Here is a 22,358-nt window from a genome sequence, read left to right as displayed (position 1 = left end):
AATTACCCTAAAGACATCAGAAAAGTCATATATACCACCAATGCTATTGAGTCGCTAAACAGCGTGATTCGGACGGCGGTGAATAAGCGTAAGGTGTTCCCCTCTGATCAGGCTGCATTTAAAGTGGTGTACTTAGCCACCCAGCAGGCATCCAAAAAGTGGTCGATGCCAATCCGTAACTGGACGTCTGCTCTGAATCGCTTTATGATTATGTTTGATGACCGTATTAGTAAGCATTTAATCTAAATGGCAGTTACACAGAATCTGGGATGGTCTCGAGTATTGGTTGGCATACTGGCATTATTCAGCCCTAAATGCCGCGCAACTGAAGAACGAACCTGCTCATCATTTAGTGTCTCACCTTCTATCTCAGAAGTTTTGATAATCTCTAAGGTCACCGCATCTAATTGTGCCTCAACATTCAGATCGAACCCTAGTGTTAGCAGCTTTCCTAGTAAATGGCCTTGTAATATCCGCACACGACTAACAAGTGGCAATAGCTTTTTGTCCGACCATTGCCATTCAGTCCAGTTTAGATGTTCATGAATATAAGTAACATGCTTCATATGTTCCTCAGAAATATGCAGAGATTAGGACAGTAATCTCCTTATAATATGCAGAGAATAAGTAGTAGAAACAATACGTAGAAACTCAAAAATGACAATAGTAGATGCAATAAGAATAGATTTTCAACGAACACACATATTTTTTATTCTAATAAGGGCTTGAGTAGAGGTAAAAATACTATAAAAACACAGTGCCTAAATACGAGTTAAATTTTATTCTATTACAATTTACATTGTAATTATTCAGTCGTACAATATATACAGGCTATATATATCAATACATGTAAGACATTGTCACAACATGTACTTTAGTCGACCTACTTTGACATGGTAGAGGCTTCGTGAAAAGGTGGCAGTGATTGATGGCTGGATTGCAGATAACAAGATTAAGTCCGTGTCTGCCATCCATTTAATTTTTCATATTTGGGCAGTCACTCAGCACTATTCTGATTTTTCTACGCAAACTGAAGCAGTGTGTAATCATAGCTTGAGAAATAAAAAGTTCGCTAATGAGGCATTAAACACTAGCATTCAACTTCTGGTAGATAGTTTGATTCCGTGATTTGACATTAGTAAAGTACAGCTACCCAATGAGGAAAGCCCCAATCTAAAGATTGAGGCTTTTTTTATGTCCGTCATTTAAGGACTGTAATTTAAATAAAGACTGTAGTTTAAATAAAACATTACATGACTAAAATTTCTTTTCTCTAACCCCTTTAGTCACGATTGTATGAGGATGACTTGGGAGAACTCAGCACCTACAAGTGAGGTTAGCAACCAAAGTAAGTAGTGATATAATGTCTTGATAATCGATATTTTATAAAAGGGTTACATTATGGCTCGTACCGCTAGCGCATTGCACATTTTAGTAAAACATAAAGAACAGGCTGAGGACATTATTGCCAAGCTTAAAAAAGGTGCTAAGTTTGATGTACTGGCCAAGCGATACTCAACCTGCCCATCAGGTAAAAAAGGTGGCAGCTTAGGCGAGTTTGGCAAAGGTGATATGGTAGGGCCATTCGATAAGGTTTGCTTTACCGGCGAACTATTTACCCCGCATTTAGTAAAGACCAAATTTGGCTGGCATGTCGTAAAAGTCCTTTATAGAACTTAAGCGTTGAAGCTCTGATTGTAAGCCACCTGAGCTATATCTCAAATATTGTCCTGATTCATATATGCTTTAATATCGTGGTAATTATGTGCGAATCAGGATTTGATTTTTGGTCGACCTACCCTTTCTAATCCTTACGTCAAACTCCCCTTATTTTACTTAAGCAGTTTTCTACGAGCTAAGGTGAAATAGTGAGGGGCGAGATAAGTTGTAATCAGCCTTTAAAACCTTTCGGTAGTTCAGGTGCAGGCAAGCGCTTCATATCAGAGTCAACATTACCGAAACGCTCATGACCATTATTCCAATCAACAATAGACTGTTCAATCTCAGCTTTGTTATCAGCTACAAAGTTCCACCACATTAGTACTTGGTTATTCAGCGGTTCGCCGCCAATGAACATGATACGTGTGCCCTTTTTGGCAGCCAGCTTAATACTTTTGTTATTAGCAATATCGCTATTATGAAAACGGAATAACTGGTCTTGCTGACAAACCTTGCCTTCGGACCCTACCTCTCCTTCTGAAACCAAGATACCGTACTCAAAGCCTGGCTCTAAATTCAATGTCGCTTCGCAATCTTGCTTGAAGTACACATCTATACCAACCAGTCTAGAATACTGAATGGTAGGCGCCTCAAATGTCTCACCTGTTGTATTGGTATAACTGCCTGTTGTCAGTATCATCTCTACGTTATCCTCGCTCCACGTTGGTAGCTCAGGATAATGATGAAAGCTGCGCTCAATCTTCTGGTCAGTGGGAAGCGCAATCCATAGCTGCACCATACTGATACCACGTTCGGCATTTTCGGAACCACCCGTATCTGGAAAGACACTTTGTTCTGTATGACTGATACCTTGGTGCAGACCCGTACCTGCAGTCATGACATTAACTTGGTTTTTGGTAATAACTTGCTCATTGCCCAAACTGTCTTTATGCAGCACTTCACCATTTAGCATCCAGCTGAAAGTCTGCGAATTAGTATGCGGATGGCGACCCACTTGCATCCCTTCGTCATCTTCACCAAAATCAGCAGGACCTGCATGATCTAAAAAGCACCACGCACCGATCGGTTTTTTGCCTTTATTGGGTAATAAACGTGCGATTGGAATACCGCCGACATCAGCCAGCTTTGGCTCAAACGTTTGAATACTCATAAACCTACTCCTTTCTTGATACTCCATATATTACAAATAATGAGCGTAGAAAAGTGTTGAATGGTTGTTGGTACTTCCATGCTCAATACATCGGCAGCTGACATCTTATCATTTAGCGTTTTACTATTTATATTAACGCTTCTGCTAACGGTAAAGATATAAACGCCGTTGCGGGTATTTTTTAGCCGATATGGTTAATTTTTATCATCGTTCCTTTGTATACCGCGTATTTTCTCTGCATCACTATCTAAATTTATTATGCCACTACAGGTACAATAAAAAGGATATATAATTGACGCATCTAAAATATGAGCACAGAAAACATGGATATCGAAGGCAATACTGCTGATCAAATAGAAATTATCTATGAAGATGAGTATATAGTAGCGATTAATAAAGAAGCTGGTCTGTTGGTGCATCGCAGTTGGCTGGACAAAGGTGAGACACGCTTTGCCATGCAGCTCACCCGTGATGCGGTAGGCTGTCATGTGTTTCCAGTGCATCGGTTAGACAAACCCACATCAGGTGTATTGTTATTTGCCAAGAGTTCAGCTGTGGCACGTAGCCTTACCGAAGCGTTTACTGAACGCAAAGTGACCAAGCAATATGTGGCCGTGGTGCGTGGCTTTATGTCTGAACAAGGTACTGTTGATTATGCGTTAAGCTTTAAGCCTGATGCCATTGCCGATAAATTTGCGAACTTAGATAAACCTGCTCAAGAAGCGGTGACTCACTGGCAGAGTTTGGCACAAGTTGAGCTGCCATTTGCAGTATCAAAAAAGCATGCCACTAGCCGCTACAGTCTGGTGCGCTTAACGCCTGAAACTGGACGCAAACATCAGCTGCGTCGGCATATGAGACATGTATTCCATCACATCGTGGGTGATACCAGTCACGGCGATATACGTCATACACGATTTTTTCGTACTCACTATGATTGCACGCGTATGTTGCTGCATGCTCAGACTTTGGCGCTCAGCCACCCCGTCACTGGTGAGCCACTAGTACTAAAGGCGGGATTAGACGATCAATGGATGCGTATCTTAGAAGAATTCTCTTGGGTAGACAGCGCTAAAGCCTAAACTTATCTAAAATAGTCAGTGAAAAAAGCCAAAATACGGCTGCTAAAGGTTCGGTTCCCTAGTGAGGGCTTGAACACTAAGCTGTGGGCTAGTGGGATCAACGATTTTTCTCACTGAAGTATTATCAATGTACTTCGTTGTGTACATACAGTGAGCTTTTGGATTTTTATTTAGTAGAAGCGCTATTGCTCTTAATAGAGTTACAGAAACCGTCTAAGTTACTGGAGATTAAAATGGAAAGGTATAAATTATCACGTCTTCTACCACACAATAAAATTATAGATTACATTACGGCATTGGATGAGGATCAGGATAGTTTAACAGCATTCATGATATACAATGCCGATGATTATGGGGTTTATCTGATAACCCTTTTAGATGAGATTGCAAAGAAAAAACACACTTCTTTTTGGTATGTACAATTAGGAATATTATGTACGGCTTTCTTACCTCATTTAGACGGTGCTAATTTATCCGCCTTATATTATTACATTCAAGCTCATGAGTTAGATCCGAAGGATGCTTCCTTACTAGATGGCATATTATGTTTTGGGCAAGCACCTGATTTTATATTGACTGAAGAGCAAAAGAAGTATTATGCAGCTAAGCTTCTATCATTAGAACCTGAAAATGAAAAAGCTTTGGCTATTATCAATTCGTGATTGGTGCGCTATACAGACATCGAACTGCTAGTGTTAGATATAAACTTAATGACTATGAAATCGTTGGAGTAGTTCATTATAATTAAGAGGTACGATTAAAATCTTTCAAGTTAGTTTCTACGAGATTAACAATAGGGGTCACTTATTAGTTGACCTAAATTAGTATCAAATGTATTGAAGGAGTTTCATGACGGTTAATAGACTTCTTATTTACATATTTTATTGCAGAAAAAAAAATATTAATAATTAATTTATTTTCATAAGGAAAATTTTTGATTGTTAGATTTAACACTTCATTTTCTCCTATAATGACCTCTGACATGCCGTATTCTGGATATCGTATGTCGCCTAAGCAGTCAATTAAAGCGTGAATATTAGCTCCATAAAAGTTTGGAAAGCCGAAAGCATGCTTTAATTTTTTGTGCATTCTGTCCACTGTATCAACATCTTTGAAATCTATAGCCATTTCCATATATTATCACCATTTTTTAAGTATACCCCAACGAAACCAGTTATTTCACCCTTTAAGCCTATTAACAGACTACTTAAAACAGACTGGTATAATGGAACCACTTATAACAGCTTTTAAGGATAGTTATATCTGTTAGGTTTTACTCGAGTACTTTATATTCTCATAATATACTTAAAAAATAGTCTCTTAGACTACGCTCCAAAACCTCAAGTTTTTCAAAATATCTTTTTATCAAGTCATCAATATCTTGTAGCACTGCGCATATAGGCCACTTAATGATAACTCGCCGTTTTTTGGTGATCATTTTATCAAAAACCTTTTGCACAGCTCTGTGACTACCCTCACGGATATTAGTCTCATTTAGACTTATGCATTGTTTTAAGAGTTAGAAGAGGATGAGAGTATAAAAAAACGCAGAGCACCATTTGATGCCCTGCGTTTGTTAGATTGAACTGTATTTACAGAATACTGCGTCTAAATTGTAGATAAGCCGCTGTGATTGCCGCTGCATCCTCTATCTGCGGATAATGACCTAACATAGGCATATTGGTTATATCAGCATTGGGTATCAGTTGACGATAACGATCAATCATATGCTGTCCTGAGATAGGATCTTTGGCGCCTGCGATCAATTTCACAGGTACAGTACTGTTGATAATCGCGCCTACCCATCGCTCGCGGTACTGCTGACGTTGGGGCATATAGTTAATCAGCTTATGCATCACACCCAATCCATCATTGTGATTTAACAGCTGCCATAGCGTATCTATCACCTTTACTGTGGGCTGCGTGTCAGGGCCAAATATCCGTTGTAAGCTGCCCGCAAATTTCTGCTTATTAATCAGTTTTGACACCAGAGGTCCTAATGGCGATAGCAGTAGCTTCTGCACCAAGATAGGTTTGTGCGTTTCAGGAAACAGGCCACCGTTTAAGAAGCATACGCTAGCAATGTGTATCTCAGCACTATCCTCAACTTGTCTGGCTAGCAACTCCTGAGCTACCGTATCACCATAGTCATGCGCTAAGATATGATAATCACTGACGTCCAGTTTTTGCAAAACAACTTGATAAATATCAGCCTGTTCACTGATTAGATAGCGCGCGTTTTTGGGTTTATCTGATAACCCAAACCCTAGCATATCGAGTGTGATGACATAATAGTGCTCGGTTAGCGCATCCCACATGCCCTCCCAGTCCCAACTGGCACTAGGATAACCGTGAATCAATAGCAATGCAGGCGCACTCTTATCCCCTGCATACCGAGTGAATATTTGATGCCCATGAATGGATTCATATTGCCCCTGCCGTTGCCACTCATCAAGAGTTATCATTAGAGACTTACTCCTCAAATGATGGGTCAGTACGGCGCAGTTTTCTTAGTAACGCAGGCCATGCGATATCACCATTTGCGCCTCGGGTCACTTGCTCAGATGCCGCTTGGATACCGGCCAATATTTGTGCTGGTATTGGCGTCAATGCACCGCCCCCGCTCTGTGCTTTGATCTGAATCTCACACGCTCTTTGCATGATATACATGTATAAGAACGCATTGGCAACCGTATCGGCACAGGTGAGCAGACCATGGTTACGCAAAATCATAAAGTGAGCATCACCCAAATCGGCAACCAAACGAACCTTTTCTTCAGGGTTTAAGGCGACACCTTCGTAGTCGTGGTATGCCAAGTTAGATAGTGGAAATAATGATTGTTGAGAGATAGGTAGCAGGCCTTTTTCTTGTGCTGAGACGGCAACGCCATCATTTGTGTGCAGATGAATGACGCAATGCGCATCATCACGAGCTTCATGCACAGCACTGTGAATGATAAATCCAGCTGGATTTACGTCAAACTCTGATGGTGCTACTTTTTCGCCTGCTTTGTTAACCTTAACCAGACTAGAGGCGGTAATCTCTTCGAATAACATGCCATACGGATTGATTAAAAATTCATCCTCAGTACCTGGTACGCGCGCAGAGATATGAGTGAATACCAAATCATCCCAACCATAAGAAGCAATCATTCGATAACAGGCGGCAAGATTTACGCGCATCTGCCACTCTTGTTCGCTCATATTATGGTGTACACTCGAGGTTGAATCGGTCGATGTTGCGGTTTGCATAGTTGCTTGCATGGTGTATTCCTTTACTGTGTTAGATATCCTGAATAATTACTTTACACCATTTCATAAAACCAAATCTGTCAAAAACATTACACTTATGAATATCAATCATTATTTAAATAACGACCCATGGTTTAGTCAATTACCAGCCATTGTGCAGCCGCTACTGGCAGGCGATGCGGTGTTAAAGGTATACCAAAAAGGTCAAATGATTCATGCCATCGGTGATAGCGATGATGCGGCGCTACACTTTGTCGTGTCGGGTACGATTAGAGTCTGTAATGTGAGCGCTAGTGGCCATGCTATGACACTGGCGCATCTATCTAGTGGCGAGTGGTTTGGTGAGATATCTATCATAGATGACAATCCTCGCACCCATGATGCGTGGACGATTAACAAAGTAACGCTAATCTCAATCCCTAGAAACCTAGTCATTCAGACAGCGCAGTTGCATCCTATTTTATACAAGCATCTGGCGCTTATAACTTGCCAGCGGATTCGCCGAGCATTTGATTGGATTGACGATGCTACCTCACTCAATACCTCAGCGCGATTGGCTAGCATGCTGATTGGACTGATCGACACTTATGGACAGCAAATAGGAGACGATATCAAAATAGATCTGCGCTTATCGCAAGAAGAGCTAGGCTTTATGCTTGGTACTACCAGACAAACCATCAATAAAATCATTCAATCATGGCAAAAGCAGTACCTTATCAATATGCACTATGGTTTTATCACTATAAAGGACAAATCTCAGTTGATGGCAATGATGGATCCTGCCTGACTTGAATATATAAAATTATCTCAGAAAACACCTCATCATCTAACTTATGATAGTTAGCATCAACTGCCTTAACATCTTCTTAACAGACCACTTGCTATGGTAAGGAATGACGTTTCCTACCATCTGTTGAGAAGTATCTGTATGTCCATACCTCAAATCATCAAGACCAATGTGCTAAAAATCAACGCACCCAACGCCAATACAAAGACCAGCTACCTTAGTAAGCTCTATAATCGTGAGATAAGTCTCAGTTATCTTATTTTCATTGTGGCTTTATATTTGGTAGCGACTGCAAATATTGCGTTCTTTGAGCAGGTGCTAGATGTCTATCCATTTAGCACAAACATGGGTTTTATACTCTCCATCACAGGTTTGTTATTTGGACTGATGTGGCTGGTATTACAGCTACTGTGCTATCGCCCAATTGCCAAACCAGTATTGATTGCGCTGCTGATTATCGCTGCCATCTGCGGTTATTTTACCGATGCTTATGGGACAATATTTGACACCAACATGCTGATCAACAGTCTGGAGACCGATCAAGCAGAGGCGATGGGGTTGTTTGCCCCTAGCATGGTTATTCGACTGCTGATATTAGGCGTGTTACCAGCATTTATCATTAGCAAAATTCGTCTGAAACGCTCTACGTGGCAGCGAGGCATACTACAAAAAACAGCCACCTTGACACTGTCTATCGCACTGATCGCAGTTTGTATTTTGCCGTTTGGTGACCAGTACGCCAGTTTCTTTCGTCAACATAAACAAGTTCGCTCTTATGCCAACCCGATCACGCCTATTTACTCTACGATCAAACTTGGCGAAAACTATGTCAATGAGCTGCGGCGTCCTGATACTTTCACGCTACATGCGATAGATGCGAAACGCGTGGCAGCTGCTAATAGTGTGAATGGCAGTGCTAAACCTAAACTAATGGTGTTTGTGGTTGGGGAAACGGCTCGCGCTGATCACTTCGGTTTAAATGGCTATACACGCAACACCACACCGCTGCTCTCAAAACAATCAGACCTCTATAGTTTTCAGAATGCTGTCTCTTGCGGCACCTCTACGGCCTACTCCGTACCCTGCATGTTCAGCTATGCAAATCGAGCAGACTACGATATCGATACCGCCAAGTACAATGAAAACGTACTCGATACGCTAAGCAAGCAAGGGATCAATGTCATTTGGCGAGACAACAACTCTAGCTCAAAAGGCGTGGCTGATCGTGTTACTTTTGAAGACTACAAAACGGCTGATACCAATCCGAACTGTGATGTCGAATGCCGAGATATCGGTATGCTTGATGGTTTTGATGAACTTGTAAAGTCAGGCAGCTCACAGAAAGAAATGCCGAAAGACACACTTATTTTGCTGCATCAAATGGGCAATCATGGCCCCGCCTATTATCAGCGCTATCCCAAAGCATTTGAAAAATATAATCCTGTTTGCATGACCAATGAGCTATCCAAATGCGATGCTCAGTCTGTGATAAATGGCTACGATAATGCGATTCGCTATACTGATCACTTTTTGAATAACGTGATCGATACCTTAAAATCTTACGAACAAGATTATGATGTGGTAATGGTATATATTAGTGATCATGGAGAGAGTTTGGGTGAAAATAATATCTACCTGCACGGCTTGCCCTATAAGTTCGCACCAGATAGCCAAAAACACGTGCCCGCAGTCATTTGGTCACCAGACAGTAATAACATCGATACTGAAAGTCTTTCTAGTATGGTAAATCAGCCAGTGTCACACGATTTTATTACGCCGACATTGCTTAGCTTTTTTGGTATTACGACCGATGAAGTCAAAGGTAAAGCAACCCTTTTCAAACTGTCCCATTCTAATTGATTGGTTAAAAGTGAGTTATTCCAAATAATTTATTAAAACAGCTCTCTACCTACGTTTTTATATCGTTCAGTCCTTTTAGGTAACCACTATTTTTTAGGTCAGCATCATGTACAAGATACTCGTTATTGAAGACAACCCCGATATCGTGGCCAATATTTATGCTTTTTTTGAGCCAAAAGGCTTTGAGTTGGACAACGCACATAATGGTTATAGCGGGCTAACACTTGCCTCAAACAACCGTTATGATGTGATACTGCTAGATGTGATGTTACCGGGTATGGATGGCACGCAGCTGTGTAAAAAACTCAGAGAAGAGTTGCATGACAAAACGCCTGTGCTAATGCTCACGGCTCGCGATACAATCTTGGATAAAGTGGCTGGGTTTGATAGCGGCGCTGATGATTATTTGGTTAAGCCGTTTTCGTTGGTTGAGCTGGAGTGCCGTATCAAAGCGCTCATACGTCGCCATGAGGACGATCATTTTGCCCACAGTATTGCCGTCGGAACACTATCCTTGAACAACAGTGAGCATACTATTATGCGTGAGGGACAATCACTGAAGCTCACCCCAACTGGGTTTAAAATATTGCACATTCTAATGAGCGCAGCGCCTAGAGTCGTCAGTAAAACTGAGATTGAAGAAAAGGTATGGGGACTAGACATACCCAGTAGTGATGCACTGCGCACCCATATGCATAGCGTACGGGCGCAGGTTGATAAGCCATTTGACACACCTATGATAGTCACAGTACCTGGCGTGGGTTATCAAATTGTTGACCCTAATAAATCAGCAAGCGCGTAGTCATGATTGCATTATGAATTGAATAAACCTTATCCAATTTACTAATCGACTGACCGTATCGTATTTGTCGCTCTATTATATATCGCCCAGCTATATATCGCCTTTTTCTATTAAGTTGTCTCATGCCATGCTCAATATAGACTCGATAGCCAATAAGTTCAGACTGTCTTACTTCATATTCGCGTTATTACTGTGCGCAGCTTTTGTCAGTATTTTCTTGTACGCGGAGAGCCGAATAGAGCAAGATTTGGTCAAGGCTCGCCTATTGCAGCAGCTAGAACTCAGTCAAGAAAAGTACGGTGACCAACCTATTTATGTCGCCGAACCAGGTATCAAGATTTATCGCTATGATAAAGCACCTGCCAGTTTACAAATGATAGCCAATGACACGGTACAAGAGACTTCTGTCACTGTTAGTAAAACCTCTGGAGCAGGTCATGCCAACCTGCATCTTTTCGCCTATACTCAAGATGGTCAAACCTATATTTTGACTTACCTAGAAAACACAGAAATGGTAATGGAAAATTATCCAGTCTTGGCGATATTTGAGCACCTAGAAGACATATTTGCAGATACGCTAAAAGTAGCCGTTATTTTAAGCTTACTTATCGCCGCTATCTTCTCTCAGTTGTCTTCCAAACAAATCATCAAGCCTCTATTGGATTTGAAGCGAGCTGTCGAAACCGACCATCACAACTTAAGCGATTTAACACATTTGCCGTCTGAGGTTGGTGTCTTGGCACGGGCTATCGATGAGAAAAACCACAAGTTAGAGCAATATCTCAAGCGCGAGCAACTGTTTACTGGTGATGTCAGCCACGAGTTACGCACACCGTTGACTATCATCATGGGGGCTTCCGAGGTATTGGCCTCGCAATTAGACGCTGACAGCCACTTAAATGAATTTACCAATCGCATCAGCACTACTGCCAAAGAAACTTCTGAGATTATCACCGCCCTGCTTCTACTATCGCGCGCGCCTGAAAAGTTAGACGCACCGCAAACCTCTATTAACAATATCGCTTTAGCAGAAATGCAGCGCCTAAAGTACTTGCTGCGGTATAAGTCTGTCACTTGTCAGATAATTGCTGAGCAGGAATATAGCGCTTACGTACGCCCCGAACTCCTAAAAATGGCACTAGGCAACCTCATAAAAAATGCGTTTCAATATACCGATGATGGCGAAGTAGCCATTACTATCGATGACGAAAAAATCACGGTAACTGATACTGGCTTAGGTATTCCTGAGGCGATGATGCCTTTACTCTATGAACGGTTTGAGCGATTAGAGTCTCAGTATAAAGACGAGCAAACAATCCTGTTGTCAGAGCATGAGACAAAACATAAGGTTGAAGGGTCAGGTCTAGGGCTCAGTATCGTCCAGCGTATCATGTCACATATGGGCTGGCAGCTCACTCACCAAGCCAATCGCTCAGGTGGTAGCACCTTTAGTATTTATTATAAATAACCTTATGATAATCCAAAGACATCTTCATTTCCTAATCATTGATTACTGATTGGGAAATGAAAAATTTAAACACCCATTACGCTTTATTCTTATCCATCTATATCCTCTTAACGTTTTCTTAACCTCTCCCGTCTTATACTCAGGCTATCTTAATTTTAATAGACCGTTAAGAATGCCATATGAAGCAAATTACTCATACCAACCTTATAGAGCCGTTAGCCGAGCATAGTTCTGTCAACCAAACAGCACATGATAATGCACTCGCGGCTGATAGCTTCGCAAGTCATGCCAAAGGTAAAGCGGGAATCCTCCGCATTATCAAAGCCATTGGTTACTCTATAGATGGCTTTAAGGCCGCATATAAATTTGAAGCGGCTTTTAGACAAGTTTTGTGGCTCAATCTTGTACTGCTGGCTGCTGTCATCGTTATGCCTTTTGCGCTTGGTATAAAAATGATGCTGGTCGTCGCTTCTTTTTTGTCTTTGATTGTCGAGCTGCTCAATACAGGAATTGAAGCCTGTGTTGACCATACTTCAACCGCCAAACACCCGCTCGCAAAAATCGCAAAAGATGTTGGCTCTGCGGCACAGTTTTTGTCTTTATGTTTGTTAATGGTTTTATGGGTAATGGCATTATCTGCTCTATTTTATTAAAGCATGGCGATCACTCGCCTAAGAGCGAAACGCGTTGCTAGCACTATCTTAAATAATAAAACGAAGGTCGTATTAGGATCTATCAACATCGCATATACGTTATCAGGTGTAGTCATAACTTCAGAAAACAACGCAATGACTTGGGACTGGCTAAAACTACTGTGCGTGACCATCATGGCCACCTTGGTTTTTGAGCATAGCCAATTAGATGTACGCATCAGTGAGCTTTTTTACAACAATGGTCACTGGCTACTCGAAAAAGGTGCGCAGCCTTATGCATTTATTTTTTATGATTTGCCCAAAGCATTATTGATTCTATTGGCTGTCTACCTCATAGCGGTTTTAATCATCAAGTACAGACAGTCAAGGCTTAATGCTACTGCCCTAAACTGCAATAAGCTAAATCTCAGTAAGCCCAGTCATAATAAACTTGATAAATTTCTGCTTCCTTTACCTATACGCGAGATTGGCTACCTACTGATGATATTGGCGATTGTACCTGCTACTATTGCCACGCTCAAAGGCGTCACCCATGTTAGTTGCCCAAATGACTTGGTTATTTTTAATGGGGATTTGCCCTACCTCAATCTTTGGCAAAACATCGTAGCAGCAACGCCTGCCAGATGCTTCCCAGCGGCTCACGCCAGCGCAGGGTTTTCTTTATATGGACTGGCTTTTTTACCGACACTAAGAAAATACCGCTATCAGATAGGCATATCAGTAACCATTTTGGGTTGGACAATGGGACTGTATAAAATGCTGTTTGGCGATCATTTCTTTAGCCATACATTAGTCTCAATGCTGCTGTCATTAACGATAGCTTGTGCGCTCGCAGCCCTATTTTTCAAACAATCGATTAAGAATAAAACACACAGAATCAGCGATGATAAAGGACATACTGGTCTTAGCTTGTCTAGCATTGAACACTCTAATACTTAAAGTCAGCACTTAGGTTCAGTACCTATGCATCAGTACTCAGCTTCAATAATTAGGTATCAGTACTTAGCTTCAATACTTGGAACTGACGTTCGGGCATGACAGAGTTGTTCGTTATCTCTTTACTAAAATAGCACTACTAAGTATTTGAAAAACCCTGTATAAATAATAAACAATCACTGGCTTATTGTTAAGCAAACGCACGGATAGCGCTTGTGAATAAGCTCCTCTATATCAATAGCCGGTAAAGGAATGTGGCTATGCGCTTGTTGTCTATTAGGCCAAAACCATCACATATCTATTCTTCTTTGACCATTCCATTGCTACTCGTAGGCACTGCAAATAGCAGTCAAGCTGCCAGTTACGCTATTAATCCTGCCAGCACTCATATTCGATTTGCTATCGAACGCTTCAAGAGTTCAGCCACGACTGGTGGCTTTTACAATATCAAAGGTCAATTGCAATATGACCCAAGTCTACAAACAAGTGACATCTCACTAATCATACCGATAGACTCACTCAATACCGGCAACCCCTCTTTTAATAAAAGCCTAACGGGGCCTGATTTTTTTGATGCAAAAACTTTTCCTTTGGCGCAATTTAAGTCAACCAAATGGTATTTTGATCAAGACAGAACAAATCCACAGCTAATACGAGTAAATGGTCAGCTGACATTGCATGGTAAGACCTACCCTATTAGCCTGACTGCCACTAAGTTCGAATGTGACACAAATCCCAGTCTCAAAAAAGAAGTATGCGGCGGCAATTTTACCGCGACGCTTGATCGTACCAAATGGAATATAAACAAATTTGTCTGGTTTGGATTGACCAAAAACCTGAACTTAAATATTAAAGTCGAAGCCGCCAGGCAGTAGCGATTTTAATATTGCAACATTGTTTTTTGATAGTAACCAGTCGCGATTTGCAGAGTGCTCAAAAAGGGAATAGCAATGATTAATCAGCACCATAAGGACATTATGAAGCCACTTTCTGCCGTCGTGCCAGCATTGTCATTTTCTTCGATAATAACACTGACATTGGGATTCAGCTTAGTGTCTACCGTCGTGATGGCAGACACGGTCAGTCTGCCAATGGACACTTTGCCTAGTAGAACAACCTTACCAAATGTCAGCCCCGCTAATAGTGCGCTTGCCAATCGAGGTGCTTACGTGGCGCGTAGCACCGACTGTATGGCCTGCCACCGTGAAGACTATAGTGGCGGCGTGCCGATTGAGACGCCCATTGGCAATATCTATTCGACTAATATCACACCATCGACGCGCTATGGTATTGGCAATTATACTGAAGCCGATTTTAAAAAAGCCTTGCGCAAAGGACGCGCGCCAAATCATCAGATTTATCCTGCAATGCCCTATCCGTCCTATCATGGCATGACAGATGACGACATCAGTGCCTTATTCGCTTATTTTCAGACAGTCCCTATCGTAGACAAGCCCCCTGAAAAAACCACACAACTCCCTTTTCCATTAAATATCCGTAGCTTGATGCTGGCGTGGAATGTCATCAACGTACCCGCTACCGAAAACCGTGCTGGACTGACGCAAACCCAGCAACGCGGTGAATATCTGGTCAATAACTTAGAACACTGCGGCACCTGTCATACGCCGCGCAACCTAACCCAAGGCCTTGATAAAGACCGCTACTTATCTGGGGCGCCACTCGGTAAATGGTTTGCACCAAATATTACCCCTGACAACGACACAGGTATTGGCCTTTGGAGCGAAATGGATATCGTAACTTACCTGCGTACAGGCACGCTTGATAAGCGCGCTTACGCGGGCGGGCCAATGGCAGAAGCCGTGGCGCATAGTACACGCTACCTCACCGACGAAGACCTTATAGCGATGGCTGACTATTTAAAAGTCGTTCCAGCCATTAAGACCGATGATTATTTGCTACCTGTCAATGTCTCTCGTCTACCGCAACCAGTCAGCAACTCCATTACTTATAACTTACTTGAGCAAAAAGACTATTTGGCACAGGCAAAAGCCGAGACGGTTACTAGTGTAGATAGCATGATCAGCTCGCACGATGTAAATGATAGCAATTCGCCAAAAGACTTATATCTCATCCATTGCGCCAGCTGTCATGGCGTCGATGGTTACGCTCAGCCCGATGCACGCTATGCCTCCATCGTTGGTTTGAGTAGTATTCGCCGCGTAAAACCTGATGCACTCATTGGCGTGATTGCCTTCGGGGCAAAAGGGGCATTTAACACAGCACCGAAAATGCCAAGGTTCTCAAAAGATTTAAGCCCTGCACAAATCGCTAGCATTACTAACTATGTACGAGTCACCTTTGGTGGTTTACCCAACAGCGATGTCAGCGCGGCGGATGTCACACGCGTGATAAAAGAAAAAAGCTAACCCTAAGAATTGGCATTAAAACTAATTATAAAAAATGCGCTCTAATCTTCGCCTTTTATCATATGGCAAAGACCAGCACGATAAGGATAATCCTATGAATGACCTGCTCCAATCTCCCACACGGCGACAACTGCTCTCAATGATAGGCAAGACGGCAGGCGCGACCGCGATGTATCAAGCGATGACTACGTTAGGGTTTGCTTCTGAGTCGAGCTTCAAAGAAGAGATGAATCTTAAAGGCGCACCGGCTGGCGCTAGTATCGTGATATTGGGTGCAGGGTTGGGCGGTCTGACTGCCGCCTATGAGCTACGCAAAGCAGGCTACAAAGTGACCGTGCTTGAGTACCAAAACCGTGGCGGTGGCCGCAGCTGGACACTCAACAGCGGTGACAAATATACTGAGCTTGGCGGTGCTGAGGTCACGTGCGATTTTAAAAAAGGCAATTACTTCAATGGCGGACCATGGCGACTGCCCATCCACCACTACGCGGTCTTTCATTACTGCAAAAAGTTCGGTGTGGCATTTCAGCCTTTTATCCAGACCAATGATCGCGCTTATCTGCATCGTACCAATCACTTCGATGGTGCGCCGCAGCGCTTGGGTGAGGTGCAAAGCGATATTCGTGGTTATGTATCAGAGTTATTGTCCAAAGCCGTAAATAAAGGCAGTCTCGATAGTACGGTCAATAAAGAGGACAAAGAAAAATTACTCGAAGGTCTCAAGGGCTGGGGCGTGTTAGATACCAACTACCGTTACGTCAAAAGCCATGAGACTGGTAAGCATCGTGGCTATAGTGTATATCCCGGTGGTGGTCTTATGCCAGATGCCAAGCCATCAACCCCCATACCGATGGACAAATTACTAGACTCAGGCATGTGGTCGGATATTTATACCAACTATACCGTCCATGTACATCAACCAACGATGTTTCAGCCTGTCGGCGGTATGGGAAAAATTAGTGATGCCTTCACGCGTGAGTGTCGCGAAATGATCACATTCAATGCCAAAGTCACCAAAATCAATCAAGACGAAACTGGAGTTACCATTGACTATGTCGATAGCAACAGCCCTGACGGTGCCACCAAAACCGTGCGAGCAGATTGGTGCATTTGTACTATTCCTTTGTCCATATTGACTCAGATTGATATCAACGTCTCCGCTCCGATGAAGAAAGCAATGGCAGCCGTTCCTTATGATAGCTCTTACAAAGTGGGTTTGGAGTTTAAACGACGGTTTTGGGAAGAGGATGAATGGATCTATGGCGGCATCACTTATACCGATATGCCCATCTCGCAAATCTCCTACCCGTCACAAGATATGTTTAGCTCAGGCTCAGGTGTGTTGCTTGGTGCTTATGGATTTGGGGAAGCCTCATACAAGTTTAACTCGTTGACTCCCAAAGAGCGTATCAATGCCGCGCTCGCCTATGGCAAACAGATTCATCCGCAATATACTAAAGAGTTCCGTTCGGGCACGTCTGTCGCATGGCACCGTATCCCTTGGTCGCTTGGCTGCTACGGTATTTGGAGCGAGTCCAGTCGTGAGCAATATTACGATACGCTTTGCGAGATTGATCATCGTATTGTACTAGCAGGAGAGCATTGCTCGCATATTCCTGCGTGGCAAGAAGGCGCTATATTATCTGGCATGGATGCCGCCAAACGCTTGCATCAAAAGGCCAAAAAGCTTGGATAGCTAAAGCTAACTTTTGAGTAATGAGCTTTGAATAACAACTCTGCCGTTCAAGCAAGGATGATAACAATGAGACTAAGCACATTAGGAACAGTCATGAACATAGTGGTAGTAAATCCAATCAAACCATCTAGCTCGCTCAGCTCGAGCAAAGCAATAATGACGATCATGGTTAGCGGGTCAATTGCATTAACAACGTTGTCAGGCTGTAGTCAGTATAAGGCAAAAAACGCAGCCACTATCGCCAATCCACAGACAGCGCCCATGCTATTTAACAATAGTTTCGACAATCAGGCCAGTCGCAATCAGGGTGCATGGGGCGGCGTATATATGTCCAAAGCAGAATTGGCTAAACCTACTACCAATATCGTCGATGTACGCTCAATACCAAAGATGAACGATGATGCCAGCATGCAGAGATGGCTCACTAAATTTGAAGGCAGCATACAAGGTAAAACTGGGTTCTTTACGATCAATGGCAAAAAGCTCTACGATGACTCTTGTGCAGGTTGTCATATGCAAAAAGGTGAAGGCGCGCAAGGCACAGGCTACTATCCACCACTGGCAAATAATAGCAAGATGCAATCGAAGTACTATATTATTAGTGTCGTTATCAATGGCCTGCGCGGTATGCCATCGTTCCACCGTATGATGAATGACGAGCAAATAGCAGCTGTCACACAATACGTGCATAGCGATCTAAATAGCTTCACTGATACAGTAACTACTGCTAATGTCGCACAGCTACGCCATGACTTCCCACCAGGATCAGACCCTAGTGAGTAAGTAAAATACACTATAAGCTAGCTACCTTACAAAGTATTCGAACTCTTATGCCTAGCTTTAACTACGCTTAGGCGGCACCGAATACGTGCCAACTACGTGAGCCACGATATCATCAGAGCCTTCTGAATAAAGAGAGACCTCGCCTACTATCAGCGTACGCCCTACTTTCATTAAGGTACATTCGGCGATAATACGAGCATTTGCTGATGGCTTACGCAAGAAGTTGATGGTCAAACTCGTCGTCACCGTTAATGGGACAATACCGATTCTTCCGAGTATCGCCACATAGATAGCGACATCAGCAACGGCCATCATGACAGGTCCCGAGACTGTGCCACCGGGACGCAGCTCATTTACACCGATCTCATGCGATAAGGTCGCGCCATTTTCGTTGACCGCCTCGACGACACATTTGGTTTGGGGAAACTCCAATGCCATAAAGGCGCTGATTTCTTCTTTGGTTGCAGACATAACTCTTCCTTGAATTGAACTGTCCATGTTGATTCACTTAATACATGTATACGATCATCGCTAGTTAGCAAAGTAGAAACTATTTTCGCCTATGCTACAGTGCTCTTTTAATACTCTAAACTACGTAACGACAATACATATATCAATGTATCACGGGCGTGCCTTCTGTACTAAAGGCAAATCCTTTATTGCTAAAGTTGCCAATCATGACTGCTTCTATCACTGGTCTGACGGTCTCATCTACACCTTCGACTTCGATGATAAAATTAGCGCCCGACCCGCCTTTATCCTCTTCTTTTTCGACGATATAGTTAAGCGTCGCCATCGCTGGTAGCTCGATAGGCTTATCTAGATATGATTTGACCAATGCTCCATCTGTATCATAATAATCAATTTTATTGATATACAGTGACTTTTTTAGCGTGGTGTTACGTACACTCAGCGTCGCCGATAGCAGCACTTTGCGAGCGTCTCTATCGGTATAAATATCAGAATAAATCGGTACATAAAAGGTTTGCTTGTAACCAAACTGACTGTGATCCACGTCTGAGGTAATCGCCAACTCTTTAATCGGGTCTTTTTGATGCTCAGACAGAAGAACGTTCGGGTCTTGCACGGACTGATCACAACCTGACAGTAGTGCCATTATAGCGATCAGTAGGACAGATATACTTCGCTTATTCATAATCATTTCCCTATACCTTCTGGTATCACTGCGATGACAAGCTGCTATTTGATTTTCACACCTACACTACGTAAGAACTGATTGATGTGTTTGTTGGCACCATAAATCACCAGTACATCGCGCTCTTGCAATACTTGCTCAGGCGTCGCCAAACCTTGAATGCTAGGCTTGCTCTGCGTACGACCAAAACTGTCTTCATAATACTCATAGCGCAACGTACTAAGCAATCGGATATTAAACTTTTGCTCTAACTGTAAGTCTTCGACAGTCTTACCAATCAACACATTTGGAATCTTAATCTCTACCATGCTGAAGTTATCGCTCAATTCGAACGAATCGACAAAATAACGTAGTGACAGACGCTTGGCCCAACGATTGGCCGCTTCTTTTTCAGGGTGAATCAAATCATCCACGCCGATGGCTTGTAGGACTTTTTCGTGTAGCGGATTGATACTACGGCTGATCAAACGTTTGGCTTTTAACGTCTTAAAGAGCGCCGTTGCCATGACATTGGCCCCTTGATCTTCGCCAATCGCCACAATGACAATATCGGTATCAACGATTGGCAATCCGCTAACCGTATATTCGTCCGTGGCATCCATACACAGCGTATGAGAAATCACTTCTTTATAAGCTTCAACCCGTTGCATACTACTATCAATAGCAATCACTTCATGCCCTTGACTGGTCAATGCCGAGCCTAATGATGCACCGAAATTTCCTAGCCCTACGATGATGTACTTCATAACTTAAACAACCTTTTTTAATATTTTTTGCTATTTATTAAGAACGACATAGTCTGTTTACGACGGTTTAATTAACTGTTTACGACGGATTAATTAATCGTTATTTCTTCCGTAGGATAGCGATAATTGCGTTGACGCATATTTTTTAGCAGTGCAATAAAAATTGTCAGCATACTGACGCGGCCAACGAACATAATGACCGAAACCACTATTTTACTAAAATCTGATAAGTCTGCTGTCAGGTTTAAACTTAGGCCCACCGTGCTATAAGCTGAGAAGCACTCAAATACCACTTTAATCAAATCAAGCTCTGGCTGATCATAACTGATGAGTGTCACGCCCGTACCGATGACCAGTAGCGACAGCCACATAATAGAAAATGCGCGGCGAACGGAAATCTCCGCAATCTCTCGTTTAAATACCTCTATCTTGGTCTGACCACGAGCTAGGCTTAATGTATTTAATAGCGCAATCGCAAAGGTACTGGTCTTGATACCCCCACCTGTAGAGTTTGGCGAAGCACCAATCCACATCAGAAATATCGTCAGCATCACCGTTGGAAACGTAAGCTCACCCATATCAATCACATTAAACCCTGCCGTACGCGGGGTAGCCGCAGTAAAAAACCCTGTTACTAGCTTACCGAGGAAACTGGTATGGTCAGCGAGCACATTATTGTATTCAAATATCATCACCCCAATCAGACCGACCAACAGTAATGCGCCTGTGGTAATCAAAGTAATACGACTATTGATATTAAGTAACCAAGGCTGATAAATATAGCGTTGGTCATGGCGATTGATCAGCCGCTGAGCACGATAACGTAAATACCTAAGCACATTGACCACAATAGTAAAACCCATACCACCGAAGATAAATGTCATCGCCAGAATCAGCTGTAGCGAATAATTAAAACGTAGCGAATCATCGTACAAGCCAGCACTAAATGTCGAAAATCCAGCATTACAAAAAGCAGAAATCGCATGAAAGACTGAAAAGAATAGCTGCTCAGACCAATCCATATTGGGTATGTCATAAATACTGATATAAATCAGCGCAGCCGCTACCGCCTCGACCGCAAACGTGACGTATAAGATAGACTTAAGTGTCGACACCACATCACCCATACCGCGCATGTAAGACATCTCGCTGATGCTGGCTTGTGTCTCATAACTGACACCGCCCTTAAAGAAATAACTAAAATAGGTCACAAAGGTCAAAATACCCAAACCGCCAATTTGTATCAGCCCCATAATAATAACTTGTCCAAAAGTCGTAAAATAGGTGGCAGTGTCCACTACGATAAGCCCCGTCACACAAACCGCACTGGTCGCGGTAAAAAGCGCATCAACAAAAGACAGTGGTTGCGTCGTCGCATTGGGCATCATCAATAGCAATGCACCAACCAGCACCACGACTAAAAAGCTTAGAATAAAAAACTGGGCAGGATGTAGAAAGGTACGATTGAGATTGAAATTGTGATCGGAGAGTTCGCGGACGAAGGTGACAAACACCGCTATCTTTATCGCGACAAAGCCATCAACGGCAGCAGATAGGCCCGAACGTACTAAGTCCGTAAAATGCGCGGTCAATAAAATGATAATGGCAATGCTGGTCAGTGCGTCAAAGACGGCGACTTTATTAAGCGTTAATGGCTTTTTGGTATAGATGTAACGCCCAGCGGTCACCATAAAGCTGAGGAAGATAATGACCAAATAGAAAATATGGAACACTTGTTGGAGCCACGTTGGTAGTGTAAAACCACTATCTAACAAGGCAATCGCTACCCCGATGACACTAATAAGAATCGTAAAATTGTTTAATAATCGATAACGCGTGGTTGCATTCATAGCCTGAGTCCATGACAACGATAACCACGATACTTATACTCCTTTTTTATCATATCCACAAAAAGTGATT

24 protein-coding genes are annotated in these 22,358 nt (G+C 42.7%); 15 read left to right on the top strand and 9 right to left on the bottom strand.

All coding sequences use genetic code 11. From position 1 onward, the window contains the following. On the top strand, positions 1–246 hold a 246-nt coding region (locus tag I3249_RS03330), incomplete at its 5' end, for a transposase (RefSeq protein WP_238068567.1). Here I3249_RS03330 and I3249_RS03325 read toward each other — a convergent pair. After that, on the bottom strand, positions 243–566 hold the full coding sequence (locus tag I3249_RS03325) for a DUF4172 domain-containing protein (protein WP_238068565.1): 324 nt from the start codon (positions 564–566) through the stop codon (positions 243–245). The genes I3249_RS03330 and I3249_RS03325 overlap by 4 nt on opposite strands. Positions 567–915: 349 nt before the next feature. Here I3249_RS03325 and I3249_RS03320 point away from each other — a divergent pair, with 349 nt between their 5' ends. Both I3249_RS03320 and I3249_RS03315 read left to right on the top strand, forming a co-directional pair. Then, positions 916–1,128, top strand: coding sequence for a TetR family transcriptional regulator C-terminal domain-containing protein (locus tag I3249_RS03320; RefSeq protein ID WP_346268574.1), 213 nt, complete (start codon positions 916–918; stop codon positions 1,126–1,128). A 273-nt stretch (positions 1,129–1,401) separates the two neighbouring features. After that, entirely contained in the window at positions 1,402–1,680 is a 279-nt protein-coding gene (locus I3249_RS03315; protein WP_102078430.1) for a peptidylprolyl isomerase, read from the top strand. Between the two features lie 211 nt (positions 1,681–1,891). Here I3249_RS03315 and I3249_RS03310 read toward each other — a convergent pair whose 3' ends face one another. Continuing rightward, on the bottom strand, positions 1,892–2,830 hold the full coding sequence (locus I3249_RS03310; protein WP_238068564.1) for a pirin family protein: 939 nt from the start codon (positions 2,828–2,830) through the stop codon (positions 1,892–1,894). Positions 2,831–3,138: 308 nt separating this feature from the next. Here I3249_RS03310 and truC point away from each other — a divergent pair, with 308 nt between their 5' ends. Further along, positions 3,139–3,912 (top strand): tRNA pseudouridine(65) synthase TruC, encoded by a 774-nt coding sequence (gene truC / locus I3249_RS03305; protein WP_238068562.1) that lies wholly within the window; start codon positions 3,139–3,141, stop codon positions 3,910–3,912. Positions 3,913–4,145: 233 nt separating this feature from the next. After that, on the top strand, positions 4,146–4,574 hold the full coding sequence (locus I3249_RS03300; protein ID WP_238068561.1) for a hypothetical protein: 429 nt from the start codon (positions 4,146–4,148) through the stop codon (positions 4,572–4,574). 154 nt (positions 4,575–4,728) lie between these two features. Here the strand turns inward: I3249_RS03300 and I3249_RS03295 are convergent, their stop codons facing one another. The 3 genes from I3249_RS03295 to I3249_RS03285 all read right to left on the bottom strand — a co-directional run bounded on the left by I3249_RS03295 (position 4,729) and on the right by I3249_RS03285 (position 7,176). Further along, positions 4,729–5,046 carry a barstar family protein gene (locus I3249_RS03295; protein ID WP_238068560.1) on the bottom strand — a complete coding sequence of 106 codons (318 nt, stop codon included), beginning with the start codon at positions 5,044–5,046 and terminating at the stop codon, positions 4,729–4,731. Positions 5,047–5,504: 458 nt separating this feature from the next. Next, complete coding sequence (locus tag I3249_RS03290) at positions 5,505–6,377, bottom strand: alpha/beta hydrolase (RefSeq protein ID WP_238068559.1); 873 nt, start codon at positions 6,375–6,377, stop codon at positions 5,505–5,507. 7 nt (positions 6,378–6,384) lie between these two features. Then, positions 6,385–7,176 carry a class II aldolase/adducin family protein gene (locus I3249_RS03285; RefSeq protein WP_228706760.1) on the bottom strand — a complete coding sequence of 264 codons (792 nt, stop codon included), beginning with the start codon at positions 7,174–7,176 and terminating at the stop codon, positions 6,385–6,387. Between the two features lie 85 nt (positions 7,177–7,261). On the opposite strand from I3249_RS03285, the gene I3249_RS03280 reads away from it, so the two are divergent. From I3249_RS03280 to I3249_RS03235, 10 genes are all read left to right on the top strand, one after another. Next, positions 7,262–7,951 carry a Crp/Fnr family transcriptional regulator gene (locus I3249_RS03280; RefSeq protein ID WP_238068558.1) on the top strand — a complete coding sequence of 230 codons (690 nt, stop codon included), beginning with the start codon at positions 7,262–7,264 and terminating at the stop codon, positions 7,949–7,951. Positions 7,952–8,092: 141 nt separating this feature from the next. Further along, positions 8,093–9,811: a phosphoethanolamine--lipid A transferase gene (locus I3249_RS03275; protein ID WP_238068557.1), complete on the top strand. Its 1,719-nt coding sequence runs from the start codon at positions 8,093–8,095 to the stop codon at positions 9,809–9,811. Between the two features lie 106 nt (positions 9,812–9,917). After that, a complete protein-coding gene (locus tag I3249_RS03270) occupies positions 9,918–10,613 on the top strand; it encodes a response regulator transcription factor (RefSeq protein WP_238068556.1) in 696 nt (231 codons plus the stop codon). A 127-nt stretch (positions 10,614–10,740) separates the two neighbouring features. Further along, the gene (locus I3249_RS03265; RefSeq protein WP_238068555.1) at positions 10,741–12,081 is read left to right on the top strand and encodes a HAMP domain-containing sensor histidine kinase; all 1,341 of its coding nucleotides are present in this window, start codon (positions 10,741–10,743) and stop codon (positions 12,079–12,081) included. 179 nt (positions 12,082–12,260) lie between these two features. Beyond that, positions 12,261–12,734, top strand: a complete 474-nt coding sequence (locus I3249_RS03260; protein ID WP_238068554.1) for a diacylglycerol kinase — start codon at positions 12,261–12,263, stop codon at positions 12,732–12,734. 3 nt (positions 12,735–12,737) lie between these two features. Continuing rightward, positions 12,738–13,673, top strand: a complete 936-nt coding sequence (locus I3249_RS03255) for a PAP2 family lipid A phosphatase (protein WP_238068552.1) — start codon at positions 12,738–12,740, stop codon at positions 13,671–13,673. A gap of 257 nt (positions 13,674–13,930) precedes the next feature. Then, complete coding sequence (locus I3249_RS03250; protein ID WP_238068550.1) at positions 13,931–14,545, top strand: YceI family protein; 615 nt, start codon at positions 13,931–13,933, stop codon at positions 14,543–14,545. 102 nt (positions 14,546–14,647) lie between these two features. Next, the gene (locus tag I3249_RS03245) at positions 14,648–16,057 is read left to right on the top strand and encodes a cytochrome c (protein ID WP_238068548.1); all 1,410 of its coding nucleotides are present in this window, start codon (positions 14,648–14,650) and stop codon (positions 16,055–16,057) included. A 94-nt stretch (positions 16,058–16,151) separates the two neighbouring features. Continuing rightward, positions 16,152–17,753, top strand: coding sequence for a flavin monoamine oxidase family protein (locus I3249_RS03240; protein ID WP_238068546.1), 1,602 nt, complete (start codon positions 16,152–16,154; stop codon positions 17,751–17,753). Between the two features lie 93 nt (positions 17,754–17,846). Beyond that, positions 17,847–18,536 (top strand): cytochrome c, encoded by a 690-nt coding sequence (locus I3249_RS03235; RefSeq protein ID WP_238068544.1) that lies wholly within the window; start codon positions 17,847–17,849, stop codon positions 18,534–18,536. Between the two features lie 57 nt (positions 18,537–18,593). Here the strand turns inward: I3249_RS03235 and I3249_RS03230 are convergent, their stop codons facing one another. The 4 genes from I3249_RS03230 to I3249_RS03215 form a co-directional block, all read right to left on the bottom strand. Further along, positions 18,594–19,007: a PaaI family thioesterase gene (locus I3249_RS03230; protein WP_238068542.1), complete on the bottom strand. Its 414-nt coding sequence runs from the start codon at positions 19,005–19,007 to the stop codon at positions 18,594–18,596. A 142-nt stretch (positions 19,008–19,149) separates the two neighbouring features. Continuing rightward, positions 19,150–19,692: a DUF3124 domain-containing protein gene (locus I3249_RS03225; RefSeq protein ID WP_238068541.1), complete on the bottom strand. Its 543-nt coding sequence runs from the start codon at positions 19,690–19,692 to the stop codon at positions 19,150–19,152. 44 nt (positions 19,693–19,736) lie between these two features. Beyond that, the gene (locus I3249_RS03220; protein WP_238068540.1) at positions 19,737–20,438 is read right to left on the bottom strand and encodes a TrkA family potassium uptake protein; all 702 of its coding nucleotides are present in this window, start codon (positions 20,436–20,438) and stop codon (positions 19,737–19,739) included. Between the two features lie 89 nt (positions 20,439–20,527). Then, a complete protein-coding gene (locus I3249_RS03215) occupies positions 20,528–22,288 on the bottom strand; it encodes a potassium transporter TrkG (protein WP_238068539.1) in 1,761 nt (586 codons plus the stop codon). Between the last annotated feature and the right edge of the window lie 70 nt (positions 22,289–22,358).

This window comes from Psychrobacter sp. Ps1 (genome assembly GCF_022129425.1).
In the GTDB taxonomy this organism is placed as follows: domain Bacteria; phylum Pseudomonadota; class Gammaproteobacteria; order Pseudomonadales; family Moraxellaceae; genus Psychrobacter.
The sequence above is the reverse complement of the archived record's forward strand: the minus strand, read 5'-3'. Positions and strand labels throughout refer to the sequence as shown.

Coding starts and splice junctions, on each gene's coding strand:
- I3249_RS03325 (WP_238068565.1), bottom strand. CDS start 566: ATGAAGCATGTTACTTATATTCATGAACATCTAAACTGGACTGAATGG.
- I3249_RS03315 (WP_102078430.1), top strand. CDS start 1,402: ATGGCTCGTACCGCTAGCGCATTGCACATTTTAGTAAAACATAAAGAA.
- I3249_RS03310 (WP_238068564.1), bottom strand. CDS start 2,830: ATGAGTATTCAAACGTTTGAGCCAAAGCTGGCTGATGTCGGCGGTATT.
- truC (WP_238068562.1), top strand. CDS start 3,139: ATGAGCACAGAAAACATGGATATCGAAGGCAATACTGCTGATCAAATA.
- I3249_RS03300 (WP_238068561.1), top strand. CDS start 4,146: ATGGAAAGGTATAAATTATCACGTCTTCTACCACACAATAAAATTATA.
- I3249_RS03295 (WP_238068560.1), bottom strand. CDS start 5,046: ATGGAAATGGCTATAGATTTCAAAGATGTTGATACAGTGGACAGAATG.
- I3249_RS03290 (WP_238068559.1), bottom strand. CDS start 6,377: ATGATAACTCTTGATGAGTGGCAACGGCAGGGGCAATATGAATCCATT.
- I3249_RS03285 (WP_228706760.1), bottom strand. CDS start 7,176: ATGCAAGCAACTATGCAAACCGCAACATCGACCGATTCAACCTCGAGT.
- I3249_RS03280 (WP_238068558.1), top strand. CDS start 7,262: ATGAATATCAATCATTATTTAAATAACGACCCATGGTTTAGTCAATTA.
- I3249_RS03275 (WP_238068557.1), top strand. CDS start 8,093: ATGTCCATACCTCAAATCATCAAGACCAATGTGCTAAAAATCAACGCA.
- I3249_RS03270 (WP_238068556.1), top strand. CDS start 9,918: ATGTACAAGATACTCGTTATTGAAGACAACCCCGATATCGTGGCCAAT.
- I3249_RS03265 (WP_238068555.1), top strand. CDS start 10,741: ATGCTCAATATAGACTCGATAGCCAATAAGTTCAGACTGTCTTACTTC.
- I3249_RS03260 (WP_238068554.1), top strand. CDS start 12,261: ATGAAGCAAATTACTCATACCAACCTTATAGAGCCGTTAGCCGAGCAT.
- I3249_RS03255 (WP_238068552.1), top strand. CDS start 12,738: ATGGCGATCACTCGCCTAAGAGCGAAACGCGTTGCTAGCACTATCTTA.
- I3249_RS03250 (WP_238068550.1), top strand. CDS start 13,931: ATGCGCTTGTTGTCTATTAGGCCAAAACCATCACATATCTATTCTTCT.
- I3249_RS03245 (WP_238068548.1), top strand. CDS start 14,648: ATGAAGCCACTTTCTGCCGTCGTGCCAGCATTGTCATTTTCTTCGATA.
- I3249_RS03240 (WP_238068546.1), top strand. CDS start 16,152: ATGAATGACCTGCTCCAATCTCCCACACGGCGACAACTGCTCTCAATG.
- I3249_RS03235 (WP_238068544.1), top strand. CDS start 17,847: ATGAACATAGTGGTAGTAAATCCAATCAAACCATCTAGCTCGCTCAGC.
- I3249_RS03230 (WP_238068542.1), bottom strand. CDS start 19,007: ATGTCTGCAACCAAAGAAGAAATCAGCGCCTTTATGGCATTGGAGTTT.
- I3249_RS03225 (WP_238068541.1), bottom strand. CDS start 19,692: ATGAATAAGCGAAGTATATCTGTCCTACTGATCGCTATAATGGCACTA.
- I3249_RS03220 (WP_238068540.1), bottom strand. CDS start 20,438: ATGAAGTACATCATCGTAGGGCTAGGAAATTTCGGTGCATCATTAGGC.
- I3249_RS03215 (WP_238068539.1), bottom strand. CDS start 22,288: ATGAATGCAACCACGCGTTATCGATTATTAAACAATTTTACGATTCTT.